The following is a 12,127-nucleotide window of genomic DNA, read 5'->3' on the forward strand; positions in this document are numbered from 1 at the left end:
GCGCGGCGGGGTTACGGCTGGTCGGTCGGCTCGGCCGTGAGCAGCCCCGCGTTGATCTCGCGCATCGCGATGGAGAGGGGCTTCTCCTGGGGCGTGGTCTCCACGAGCGGGCCCACGTACTCGAGCAGACCCTCGCCGAGCTGGCTGTAGTAGGCGTTGACCTGGCGGGCGCGCTTCGCGGCGAAGATCACCAGGGCGTACTTCGACGTCGTCTTCTCGAGGAGCTCGTCGATCGGCGGGTTGGTGATGCCCTCGGGGTTGGTGGCGATGGATCCCACGAAATAACCTCTGCGTCTCTCCACCGCGCGGACGCGGTGGTCGGGCAACCGCGCGGCCGCGGTTGAGTGGTCTGGCAACCACGTCGGCGCGGTTGAGTCGTCTCTCAACTGAGCCGTCTCTCAACCGGTCGGGCGCGGTTGGGCCGGAGCCAGGAAGGAAGAACCGAGCAAGCCTACCAGCTCGTCCACCGCCTGCCCGGTCAGGTCGTGCGTCACGAGGTGGTCCGCCGCCGCCGCGACGGCCGGGTCGGGCCGCCAGCCCGGAGGGGCGAGCAGGACCAGCCGGGCGCGCGGCCACGCCGCCCGCAGGGCGAGCGCCCCGGGGAGGTCGAGCGGGAGCATCGCCGGGTGGCCGGCGGCGAGCCGGGCCCACACGGGCCGGGCCGGCGTGCCCCGCCGGTACGGCCCGATCCGGGCCCACTCCAGCAACTCCCCGGCGGCGGCCAGGCGGTCGAACTCCGCCGAGTCGAGGAAGCACCGGTCGACGCCGTCCACCTCACCGTCGCGGCGCGCCCGGGTGGTGGCCGGCACCGGCGTCCAGGCCGATGGGAAACGCGCCCGGAACAGCTCCGCCACACGGTCCGCGCCGGCCCCGGAAGGGCCGGACAGGACGGTGAGCCGAGCTGCCGGGCGCGCCTCGTCATCCGTGCTCACGGCTCGTTTCTACACGCCTGCCGTGGCCAGGTCGCGGCGAACCGCCGCGGTCAGTTGGCGCTGAACTCGCCGAGCAGGGCCTTGCGCTGCTGCTCGCCCAGGCCGCGCAGGCGACGGCTGTCGGCGATCTTCAGCTTCTCCATGATCTGGGTCGCCCGGATCTTGCCGATGCCCGGCATCGCCTGGAGGACGGCCGAAACCTTGAGCTTGCCGACGACGTCGTCGCCCTCCGCCCGCTCGAGGACGGCGGCGAGGGTGGTCTTGCCCTGCTTGAGCTGCTCCTTCAGCTCAGCGCGGGCCTTGCGGATCTCCGCGGCCTTTTCAAGCGCAGCGGCACGCTGCTCGGGGGTCAGTGACGGGAGGGGCACCAGTTCTCCTCAGGTCCTATCGCGACGGACGGGATGCCACGCCGCATCTGTGAAACGTGGTGTCGCTGAAAACCAAAGGGGTCCGTGGTTCCCAGCGCGGGGAAAACTAGCGGTCGCGCGCGCATTCGGCAACGTGGGCACGCGGCGGGCGCGGCAGAGTTACCGAGCCGCGACTCAGTCGGGGACGCCCAGGGCCGCGCGGCAGTCGGTCAGGACCCGGTCGGCGGCGGCCCGCAGCGCGGCCACGTCCGGCCCGGCGTGCAGCACCTCCCGCGAATAGGACGGCAGCACCCACGGAAGGCCAAAACCGAAGACGGTACGCAGATCCGCCGCCGTCGCGCCCTGCGCGCCGAGCCCCGGAGCGAGGAGCGGACCGCGCACGGCGGAGAGGTCGTGGCCGGTGTCGCCGACGGTCGCCCCGACCACCAGGCCGAAGCTGCCGAGCGGCTCCGCATCGCGGTTGAGCTGGGCAATCTGGTCGATCACGGCCTGCGCGACGGTCCGCCCGTCGGCGGTGCTGGCCCGCTGCACCGCCGCCCCCTCGGGGTTGGAGGTCAGCGCCAGGACGAACACGCCGCCACCGTGCGCTGCGGCGAGCTCGAACATCGGGGCCAGCGACCCTACTCCCAGGTAAGGGCTCGCCGTCACTGCATCGACATACAGGGGACTGGATGGATCAAGGTACGCGGAGGCGTAGGCGGCGACGGTCGAGCCGATGTCCCCACGCTTGACGTCGAGGAGGACGAGTGAGCCGGCATTCCGTAACTGTCGGATAGTTGACTCAAGCACCGCGATGCCCCGAGATCCGAAGCGCTCGAAGAAGGCCGACTGCGGTTTGACCACCGCCACCCGGTCGCCGAGCGCCTCCACGACAGTGCGGCTGAACCGCTCCAGCCCCGTCACGTCGTCCGGCAGCCCCCACCGGGTCAGCAGCCCCGGGTGCGGGTCGATGCCCACGCACAGCGGCCCCCGCCGCGCCACCGCCCGGTGCAACCGGCTTCCGAAGCTCTCCATTCGGCTATCCCCTCTCTCGTTGTTCCCGCGGGGGCGGCGGGCGCCGCCCTCTCCCGCCGGCGTCAGCCCACCGCCACCGCGGCGGCGATCCCGGCCGCGATCCGGGCCACGTCGGCATCGTCGGCGACGTACGGCGGCATGGCGTAGACCAGGTCGCGGAACGGCCGCAGCCAGACCCCCTGCGCCACCGCGGCGGCGGTCGCCCGGGCCAGGTCCACCTCGTGGTCGAGCTGGACCACGCCGATCGCCCCGAGCACCCGCACGTCGGCCACCCCGGGAGCGCCCCGCAGCGGCTCCAGGCCGGCCCGCAGGCCCGCGCCCACCCTCGCGACCTGCGCGGCCCAGTCCCCGGCCCGCAGCAGCCCGATGGAGGCGTTCGCGACCGCGCACGCCAACGGGTTGCCCATGAACGTCGGCCCGTGCGCCAGCACCCCGCCGCGGGAGATGCCCTCGGCCACCTCCGCGGTGCACAGCGCGGCCGCCAGGGTCAGGTAGCCGCCCGTGAGCGCCTTGCCGACGCAGAGCACGTCCGGACTCACCCCGGCGTGCTCGGCGGCGAACATCGTCCCGGTGCGGCCGAAGCCGGTGGCGATCTCGTCGAACACCAGCAGCACGCCCTGGGCCCGGGTCACCTCGCGCAGCACCCGCAGATAGTGCGGGTGGTGGAAGCGCATCCCGCCGGCGCCCTGGACCACCGGCTCCACGATCACCGCGGCCAACTCGTCGGCGTGCCGCTCCACCGCGTCGACCAGCGCCGCGACGTACGCCGGGTCGGGCGGGGTGTCGAAGCCGCCCGGCGGGACGGGCGCGAAGACCTGCCGGGGCAGCACGTCGCCCCAGAGGTGGTGCATGCCGCCCTCCGGGTCGCAGACGCTCATCGGGTGGAACGTGTCGCCGTGGTAGCCGCCCCGCCAGGTGCCCAGCCGGCGGCGCTCCGGGCGGCCGGTGGCCCGCTGGTACTGCAGGCACATCTTGACCGCGACCTCGACGCTGACCGAGCCGGAGTCGCAGAGGAAGACCCGCTCCAGCCCCGCCGGGGCCAGCTCGACCAGCGTGCCCGCCAGCCGCACCGCCGGCTCGTGGGTGAGCCCGCCGAACATCACGTGGCTCATCCGGCCGAGCTGGTCGGTGACCGCCGCGTCCAGCACGGGGTGCCGGTAGCCGTGGATCGCCGCCCACCACGACGACATCCCGTCCACCAGCTCCCGCCCGTCGGCCAGCCGCAGCCGTACGCCCCGGGCGCTCTCCACGACGTAGGGCGGCACGGCGGGCGGCAGCGCCGCGTACGGGTGCCACACATGCCGCCGATCCCCCGCCAGCACCTCCTCAGGCGTCACCCGCACTCCTCCCCTCTCGCGCCCACCCCGGCCCCCGCGATCTTGCAGTTGTGGCCCCTGTTACGTCCGGTTCGCGGCATAGGTCGGGGCGGAAAGTGCAGGATCGCGGGAAACCTGGGGCGGTCACCGGGCCGCGCGGGCGGCGGCACGGACCAGGGCCGGGCCCCGGTAGATGAAGCCCGTGTAGAGCTGCACCAGGCGCGCGCCGGCGTCGAACATCCGGGCCGCGTCGTCCGGGTCGACGATGCCGCCGACGCCGATCACCGGCAGCCGGCCGCCCGTCTCCCGGTACACGAAGGCGACCACCTCCCGGGCCCGCCCCGCCAGGGGACGGCCGGACAGGCCGCCGGCCTCCGCGCCCCGCGCCCGGTCCGCCGGGGCTAGCCCGTCCCGGCCGAGGGTGGTGTTGGTGGCGATCACCCCGGCCGCCCCTCGGTCGAGGCAGACCTCCAGCAGCTCGGCGATCGCCGGCTCGGTCAGGTCCGGAGCGATCTTCACCAGCACCGGCTTCTCCCCCACCAGGGCCGTCAGCAGGGCGTCCAGGTGGGAGCGGTCCTGCAACGACCGCAGGCCCGGGGTGTTCGGCGAGGAGACGTTGACGGCGAAGTAGTCGCCGTGCTCCCGCAGCGCCCGGTACGAGGCCCGGTAGTCCTCCACCGCCTCGTCCAGCGGGGTCACCTTGGACTTGCCGAGCGAGATGCCCAGCGGTACGCCGAGCGGCCGGGGCAGCGCCGCCAGCCGGTCGGCCAGGGCCTGCGCGCCGGCGTTGTTGAACCCCATCCGGTTGACCACGGCCTCGCTGTCGCGCAGCCGGAACAGGCGGGGCCGGGGGTTGCCCGGCTGGGCGTGCGCGGTGACCGTGCCGACCTCGACGAAGCCGAAGCCCAGCGCCGGCCACGCCGGCAGCGCCAGCCCGTCCTTGTCCATCCCGGCGGCCAGCCCGACCGGGTTCGGGAACCGGACCCCGAACACGGTGCGTGGAGCCCGCACGAGATGCCGCGCCCGCAGCGCGGCGAGCGCGGCCGGCCGCCGGGACAGCGTGGCGAGCCGCCGCAGCGTCCACTCGTGCGCCGCCTCCGCGTCCCCGCCCCCGACCCGGAACAGGTACGGCCGCACGACCCGCTGGAACATCACCGCACGCCTCCCCGCCCCCGCGAGGCCCGGACCCCGAGCCCGGCCCCGACCCCGACCCCGGCCCGGACCCCGGCCGAGACCCCGGCCGAGACCCCGGTGATCATGGAGTTGACGGCGGAGTGGATCTCCGAAACCGCCGCCAACTCCATGATCGACGCGTTGGTGCCGGCCGTCACCGGGGGGCCCGCAGGGCCGCGTGCAGGTCCTGGAGGGGGCGGACCCGCACGTCGCCGCGGATGCGCGCCTCGATGCCCATGACCGCCGCCGCCGCGCCGGGGACCGTGGTGACGCAGGGGATGTCCGCCGTGACGGCCGCGCTGCGGATCTCGTACCCGTCGGACCGGGCGCTCGCGCCGGAGCCCTGCGGCGTGTTCACCACCAGGGCCACGTCGCCGCCGAGGATCAGCGACACCGCGTCCTCGCCCTCGCCGGCCTCGTAGTGCTTGCGGATCTGCTCGCAGGCGATGCCGTGCCGGCGCAGCACCTCGGCGGTGCCGGCGGTGGCGACGATCTCGAAGCCCAGGTCCGCCAGGCGCTTGATCGGGAAGATCATGCCGCGCTTGTCGCGGTTGGCCACCGAGACGAAGATCTTCCCGGCCGTGGGCAGCGAGCCGTACGCGGCGGCCTGCGACTTGGCGAAGGCCTGCCCGAAGCCGGTGTCGATGCCCATCACCTCGCCCGTGGACTTCATCTCCGGCCCGAGCAGCGAGTCGATGCCCTTGCCGGACGGGGTGCGGAAACGCTTGAACGGCAGCACCGCCTCCTTGACCGCGATCGGCGCGTCGGCCGGCATGGTGCCGCCGTCGCCGCTCGCGGGCAGCAGCCCCTCGGCGCGCAGCTCGGCGATCGTGGCGCCGAGCGCGATCCGGGCCGCCGCCTTCGCCAGCGGCACCGCCGTGGCCTTGGAGACGAACGGCACGGTACGCGACGCCCGCGGGTTCGCCTCCAGCACGTACAGCACGTCGTCCTTGAGCGCGTACTGCACGTTGAGCAGGCCGCGCACCCCGACGCCGCGGGCGATCGCCTCCGTGTAGCGGCGCACCTGGGCCAGGTGCGAGCCGGCGAGGGTGATCGGCGGCAGCACGCAGGACGAGTCGCCGGAGTGGATGCCGGCCTCCTCGATGTGCTCCATCACGCCGCCGAGGTAGACCTCCCCGTCGGCGTCGCACAGCGCGTCCACGTCGATCTCGATGGCGTCGTCGAGGAACCGGTCCACGAGCACGGGGTGGTCCGGGGAGATGTCGGTGGCCCGGCCGATGTAGTCGCGCAGCGTCGGGTCGTCGTAGACGATCTCCATGCCCCGCCCGCCGAGCACGTACGACGGGCGGACCAGCACCGGGTAGCCGATCTCGTCGGCGATCGCCTTCGCCTCCTCGTACGAGGTGGCCGTGCCGTGCGCCGGGGCGCGCAGCCCGGCCTTCGCCAGCACCGCCCCGAACGCGCCCCGCTCCTCGGCGAGGTGGATCGACTCCGGGGACGTGCCGACCACCGGCACGCCGGCCTTCTTCAGCCGCCGCGCCAGGCCCAGCGGGGTCTGCCCGCCGAGCTGCACGATCACGCCGACCACGCCCGGCCCGCCGGCCGCCCGGCCCGACGAGTCCTCGGCGTGCCAGACCTCCAGCACGTCCTCGAACGTCAACGGCTCAAAGTAGAGCCGGTCGGCGGTGTCGTAGTCGGTGGAGACCGTCTCCGGGTTGCAGTTGACCATCACCGTCTCGTAGCCAGCGCCTTCAGCGCCGGAACGGCCAGCGCCTTCAGCGCCGGAACGGCCAGCGCCTTCAGCGCCGGAACGGCCAGCGCCTTCGGCGCCGGAACCGGACGCAGCGGCTGAGTCGATGGGCGCGCTGCGCAGCGCCTGAACGGCGTGCACGCACGAGTAGTCGAACTCGATGCCCTGGCCGATCCGGTTCGGCCCGGAGCCCAGGATGATCACCTTCGGCCGGTCCGACGGCGCGACCTCGGTCTCCTGCTCGTACGTCGAGTAGTGGTACGGCGTGGCCGCCTCGAACTCGGCGGCGCAGGTGTCCACCGTCTTGTACACCGGCCGGATGCCGAGCCGGTGCCGCAGGGTGCGTACGCCGTCCTCGGCGGCCAGCTCGGGACGCAGCGCGGCCAGCTGCCGGTCGGACAGGCCGGCCCGCTTGGCCCGGCGCAGCAGGTCGGCGTCGAGCACCGGGGCGGCCACGATCTCCGCGCGCAGCTCGACCAGGGCGGCGATCTGGTCGAGGAACCACGGATCCATCCCGCCGGACGCGGCGGCGACCTCCGCGACGGACGCGCCGAGGCGCAGCGCCCGCTCGACGGTGTAGAGCCGGCCGTCGTGCGGCGTCCGCAGCGCGGCGAGGGTGTTCTCCTTCGTCACGCCGGCCGGGTCGGCGCCCGTCGCGGCGGCGACGACCGAATCCGGCACGGTCCAGAACCCGCCGCCCTTGGTCTCCATCGAGCGCATCGCCTTGTTCAGCGCCTCGGTGAAGTTGCGCCCGAGGCTCATCGCCTCGCCCACCGACTTCATCGTGGTGGTCAGCTCCGGGTCGGCGCCGGGGAACTTCTCGAACGCGAACCGGGGGATCTTCACCACCACGTAGTCGAGGGTCGGCTCGAACGCGGCCGGGGTCTTCAGCGTGATGTCGTTGGGGATCTCGTCCAGGGTGTAGCCGATGGCCAGCTTCGCGGCGATCTTGGCGATCGGGAAGCCGGTGGCCTTCGACGCCAGCGCCGAGGAGCGGGACACCCGCGGGTTCATCTCGATCACGACGATCCGGCCGTCGGCCGGGTTCACCGCGAACTGGATGTTGCAGCCGCCGGTGTCCACGCCGACCTCGCGCAGCACGGCGATGCCCAGGTCGCGCAGCCGCTGGTACTCGCGGTCGGTGAGCGTCATGGCCGGGGCGACGGTGACGCTGTCGCCGGTGTGCACACCCATCGGGTCGACGTTCTCGATCGAGCAGACCACCACCACGTTGTCGTGGCGGTCCCGCATCAGCTCGAGCTCGTACTCCTTCCAGCCGAGCACGCTCTCCTCGATGAGCACCTCGTGCACCGGGCTGGCGGCCAGGCCGGCCCCGGCGATCCGCTCCAGGTCCTCGTCGGTGTGGGCCATGCCGGAGCCGAGGCCGCCCATGGTGAACGACGGCCGGATCACCACCGGCAGGCCCAGCTCGCCGACGGTCGCCCGGACCTCGTCCATCGAGTGGCAGACCCGCGAGCGCGGTACCAGCGACGACGGGTCCTCGACGCCGAGGCGGGCGCCGGCGGCGGCCACGATGTCCTTGAACAGCTGCCGGTCCTCGCCGCGGTTGATGGCGTCGATGTTGGCGCCGATCAGCTCCACGCCGTACTTCTCCAGCACCCCCGCCTCGTGCAGGGCGACCGCCGTGTTCAGCGCGGTCTGCCCGCCCAGGGTGGGCAGCAGGGCGTCGGGGCGCTCCCGGGCGATGACCAGCTCGACGAACTCCGGGGTGATCGGCTCGACGTACGTGGCGTCGGCGAACTCCGGGTCGGTCATGATCGTCGCCGGGTTGGAGTTGACCAGGCTGACCCGGATCCCCTCGCTGCGCAGCACCCGGCAGGCCTGGGTGCCGGAGTAGTCGAACTCGCAGGCCTGCCCGATCACGATCGGCCCGGAGCCGATCACCAGGATGTGCTTGAGATCGGTCCGCTTAGGCATTCTTGCCGCCTTCACTGTTGTTCCGGTCGAAGCCACGGCCTTCGCTCCGCTTCCGGTCGAGGCCACCGCCCTCGATCAGCTCGGCGAAACGGTCGAACAGGTAGTCCGCGTCGTGCGGGCCGGCCGCCGCCTCAGGGTGGTACTGGACGGTGAAGGCGGGCACGTCCCTGGCCCGCAGCCCCTCGACCACGTTGTCGTTGAGGCAGACGTGCGACACCTGGACGCCGCCGAACTCGGTGTCGATCACCCGGTCGGGCACGACGGCACCCGCACCCGCGCCCGGCACCTGCACCGCGAAGCCGTGGTTGTGGCTGGTCACCTCGACCTTGCCGGTGGCCCGGTCGAGCACCGGCTGGTTGATGCCCCGGTGGCCGTACCCGAGCTTGTAGGTGCCGAAGCCCAGCGCGCGGCCGAGGATCTGGCTGCCGAAGCAGATGCCGAACAGCGGCACCCGGCGGCGCAGCACCTCGCGGGCGAGGGCGACCGGGCCGTCGGCGGTGGCCGGGTCACCCGGCCCGGGCGAGAGGAACACCGCGTCCGCGCCGGTGGCGAGCAGGTCGTCGATGCTCGACGAGGCGGGCAGCACGTGGGTGGTGACGCCGCGCTCGGCGAGCCGGCGCGGCACGTTGCGCTTGATGCCCAGGTCCAGCGCGGCGACGGTGAACCGGTGCTCGCCGCGCGCCTGCACGACGTACGGCCGCGGGGTGGTCACCTCGGCGGAGAGGTCGGCGCCGACCATCCCCGGGGACCGGCGCACCCGCTCGAGCAGGGCGCTCGGGTCGTCCTCGACGCTGGAGACGCCGACCCGCATGGCGCCGCGCTCGCGCAGGTGCCGGGTCAGCGCCCGGGTGTCCACGCCGCTGATACCGACCACGCCCTCGGCGACGAGCCGGTCCTCCAGCCCGCCGGTGGCCCGCCAGTTCGAGCCGATCCGGGCGGGGTCGCGCACCACGTACCCGGCGACCCAGATCCGGCCGGACTCGTCGTCCTCGCCGTTGACGCCGGTGTTGCCGATGTGCGGCGCGGTCTGCACGACCACCTGCCGGTGGTACGACGGGTCGGTCAGGGTCTCCTGGTAGCCGGTCATGCCGGTGTTGAACACCGCCTCGCCGAACGTCTCCCCGACGCTGCCGTACGCCTCGCCGTGGAAGGTCCGGCCGTCCTCGAGCACGAGGATCGCGGAACGTCTGCGACTCACGCTGCGCCTCCTTCGATCCGGACTGCGGGACTCCGCTCCGCTGCATTCCTCGCTCGGATCACTTGCCATCCTTCGATCCGGACTGCGGGACTCCGCTCCGCTGCATTCCTCGCTCGGATCACTTGGTTGCCTTTCCGTCAAGGACCGTCGGCTCGCCGCGCAGGAAGGTCGCCACGATGCGACCCGGCAGCGTCATGCGGGCGTACGGGGTGTTGCGACTGCGGCTGGCCAGCTCCGCCGGCTCGATCACGCGCCGGGCGGCCGGGTCCACCAGGGTCAGGTTGGCCGGCACGCCGGGGGCCGGGTCCAGGCCGTGGGAGTCGAGCCCGGCGATGCGGGCCGGGGCGCGGGACATCCGCTCGGCGATCAGGTCCCACTGCGGGCCGAGCACGTCCAGGGCGATCGACAGGGCCGTCTCCAGCCCGAGCATGCCCGGCCGGGCGTACGCCCACTCGCACTCCTTGTCCTCCACGGCGTGCGGGGCGTGGTCGGTGGCGACGACGTCGATCACGCCGTCGGCCAGCGCGGCGCGCAGCGCGGCGACGTCGGCGGCGGTACGCAGCGGCGGGTTGACCTTGTACACCGGGTCGTAGGTCTCCGCCTTGGAGTCCGTCAGCAGCAGGTGGTGCGGGGTCACCTCGGCGGTGACCCTGATCCCGCGCGCCTTGGCGTGCCGCAGCACCTCCACGCTGCCGGCCGTGGAGACGTGGCAGACGTGCAGCCGGCTGCCGACATGCTCGGCCAGCAGCACGTCCCGGGCGATGATCGCCTCCTCGGCGACCGCCGGCCAGCCGGTCAGCCCGAGCCGGGTGGAGACCTCGCCCTCGTGCATCTGCGCGCCCTCGGTGAGCCGGGGCTCCTCGGCGTGCTGCGCGATGATCCCGTCGAACGCCTTGACGTACTCCAGGGCCCGGCGCATCAGCCTCGGGTCGGCGACGCAGTGCCCGTCGTCGGAGAAGATCCGCACCCGGGCCGCCGAGTCGGCCATCGCGCCCAGCTCGGCCAGCCGCTCGCCGGCCAGGCCGACGGTGACCGCGCCGATCGGCTGGACGTCGACCAGCCCGGCCTCCCGGCCGAGCCGCCAGACCTGCTCGACCACGCCGGCGGTGTCGGCGACCGGCGAGGTGTTGGCCATCGCGCAGACCGCCGTGTAGCCGCCGAGCGCCGCCGCCCGGGAGCCGGACTCGACGGTCTCGGCGTCCTCCCGGCCCGGCTCGCGCAGGTGGGTGTGCAGGTCGACCAGGCCGGGCAGGGCCACCAGCCCGGTGCCGTCGAGCACGGTGGCGTCCGGCGCGGTCAGTCCCGCGCCGGTCCGCGCCACCACGCCGTCGCGGATCAGCAGGTCGGTCGGCGCGGCGCCGACGACGCTCACGTTCGTGATCAGGTACGCGGTCACAGGTTGTTCCCCCCGAGCAGCAGGTAGAGGACGGCCATCCGCACGGAGACCCCGTTGGCGACCTGTTCGACGATGGTGGAGCGGGGCGAGTCGGCGACCTCGGGGGTGATCTCCATCCCCCGGTTCATCGGCCCCGGGTGCATGACGATGGCGTGCTCCGGCAGCCGCCGCATGCGCGGCCCGTCGAGCCCGTACCGGCGGGCGTACTCGCGGGCGGAGGGGAAGTAGGAGTCGCCCATCCGCTCCCGCTGCACCCGCAGCATCATCACCACGTCCACACCGGGTAGAACGGCGTCGAGGTCGTAGGAGACGTCGGTGCCGGGCGCGAGCGCCGCCGCGATGTCCACCGGGATCAGCGTCGGCGGGCCGACCAGGGTCACCTTCGCCCCGAGGGTGGACAGCAGCAGCACGTTCGAGCGGGCCACCCGGGAGTGCAGCACGTCCCCGACCACCGCGACGTGCAGGCCGGCGAGCCGCCCCAGCCGCGAGCGCATCGTGTACGCGTCCAGCAGCGCCTGGGTGGGGTGCTCGTGGGTGCCGTCGCCGGCGTTGACCACCGACCCGTCCACCCAGCCGGCGAGCCGGTGCGGGGCCCCGGAGGCGGGGTGCCGGACGACCACCGCGTCGGCCCCCATCGCCTGGAGGGTGAGCGCGGTGTCCTTCAGGCTCTCGCCCTTGGCGACGCTGGAGCCCTTGGCCGAGAAGTTGATCACATCGGCGCTGAGCCGCTTGGCCGCCGCCTCGAAGGAGATCCGGGTCCGGGTGGAGTCCTCGTAGAAGAGGTTCACCACGGTTCGGCCGCGCAGCGCGGGCAGCTTCTTGACCTCCCGGCCGGCGACGGTGGCCATCTCCGCCGCGGTGTCCAGGATCTGGGTGGCGGTGGCGGCGTCCAGGTCGGCGCCGGAGAGCAGGTGCCGGATCACCGGGCCTGCCTTTCGTTCGCGACTGCGGGGCTCCGCTTCGCTGCACTCCTCGCGCTCACCGAGGCCTGCCTTTCGTTCGCGACTGCGGGGCTCCGCTTCGCTGCACTCCTCGCGCTCACCGAGGCCTGCCTTTCGTTCGCGACTGCGGGGCTCCGCTT

General features: G+C 73.4%; 11 protein-coding genes. All 11 read right to left on the minus strand.

Going from position 1 to position 12,127, the window contains the following annotated elements:
* Positions 1–11: 11 nt before the first annotated feature.
* A complete protein-coding gene (rpoZ, locus tag ACGFIZ_RS19665) occupies positions 12–278 on the minus strand; it encodes a DNA-directed RNA polymerase subunit omega (protein WP_013285517.1) in 267 nt (88 codons plus the stop codon).
* A 120-nt stretch (positions 279–398) separates the two neighbouring features.
* Entirely contained in the window at positions 399–932 is a 534-nt protein-coding gene (locus ACGFIZ_RS19670; protein ID WP_393421125.1) for a guanylate kinase, read from the minus strand.
* Between the two features lie 50 nt (positions 933–982).
* Positions 983–1,300, minus strand: coding sequence for an integration host factor, actinobacterial type (gene mihF, locus ACGFIZ_RS19675; protein ID WP_347670142.1), 318 nt, complete (start codon positions 1,298–1,300; stop codon positions 983–985).
* Positions 1,301–1,474: 174 nt separating this feature from the next.
* The gene (gene pyrF, locus ACGFIZ_RS19680) at positions 1,475–2,314 is read right to left on the minus strand and encodes an orotidine-5'-phosphate decarboxylase (protein WP_393421127.1); all 840 of its coding nucleotides are present in this window, start codon (positions 2,312–2,314) and stop codon (positions 1,475–1,477) included.
* 62 nt (positions 2,315–2,376) lie between these two features.
* Complete coding sequence (locus ACGFIZ_RS19685; RefSeq protein ID WP_393421129.1) at positions 2,377–3,651, minus strand: adenosylmethionine--8-amino-7-oxononanoate transaminase; 1,275 nt, start codon at positions 3,649–3,651, stop codon at positions 2,377–2,379.
* Between the two features lie 123 nt (positions 3,652–3,774).
* Complete coding sequence (locus ACGFIZ_RS19690; RefSeq protein ID WP_393421131.1) at positions 3,775–4,785, minus strand: quinone-dependent dihydroorotate dehydrogenase; 1,011 nt, start codon at positions 4,783–4,785, stop codon at positions 3,775–3,777.
* Positions 4,782–4,961: a hypothetical protein gene (locus tag ACGFIZ_RS19695; RefSeq protein ID WP_393421133.1), complete on the minus strand. Its 180-nt coding sequence runs from the start codon at positions 4,959–4,961 to the stop codon at positions 4,782–4,784. Before ACGFIZ_RS19695 ends, ACGFIZ_RS19690 begins: the two co-directional genes overlap by 4 nt.
* Positions 4,958–8,452, minus strand: coding sequence for a carbamoyl-phosphate synthase large subunit (gene carB, locus ACGFIZ_RS19700; protein WP_393421134.1), 3,495 nt, complete (start codon positions 8,450–8,452; stop codon positions 4,958–4,960). The genes ACGFIZ_RS19695 and carB overlap by 4 nt, the downstream gene beginning before the upstream one ends.
* Positions 8,445–9,650: a glutamine-hydrolyzing carbamoyl-phosphate synthase small subunit gene (carA, locus tag ACGFIZ_RS19705; protein ID WP_393421136.1), complete on the minus strand. Its 1,206-nt coding sequence runs from the start codon at positions 9,648–9,650 to the stop codon at positions 8,445–8,447. The genes carB and carA overlap by 8 nt, the downstream gene beginning before the upstream one ends.
* 118 nt (positions 9,651–9,768) lie before the next feature.
* Positions 9,769–11,046, minus strand: coding sequence for a dihydroorotase (locus tag ACGFIZ_RS19710; protein WP_393421138.1), 1,278 nt, complete (start codon positions 11,044–11,046; stop codon positions 9,769–9,771).
* Positions 11,043–11,969 (minus strand): aspartate carbamoyltransferase catalytic subunit, encoded by a 927-nt coding sequence (locus ACGFIZ_RS19715; protein WP_393421140.1) that lies wholly within the window; start codon positions 11,967–11,969, stop codon positions 11,043–11,045. The genes ACGFIZ_RS19710 and ACGFIZ_RS19715 overlap by 4 nt, the downstream gene beginning before the upstream one ends.
* Between the last annotated feature and the right edge of the window lie 158 nt (positions 11,970–12,127).

Source organism: Micromonospora sp. NPDC048830, from assembly GCF_043198215.1.
In the GTDB taxonomy this organism is placed as follows: domain Bacteria; phylum Actinomycetota; class Actinomycetes; order Mycobacteriales; family Micromonosporaceae; genus Micromonospora.

Coding starts and splice junctions, on each gene's coding strand:
- pyrF (WP_393421127.1), bottom strand. CDS start 2,314: ATGGAGAGCTTCGGAAGCCGGTTGCACCGGGCGGTGGCGCGGCGGGGG.
- carB (WP_393421134.1), bottom strand. CDS start 8,452: ATGCCTAAGCGGACCGATCTCAAGCACATCCTGGTGATCGGCTCCGGG.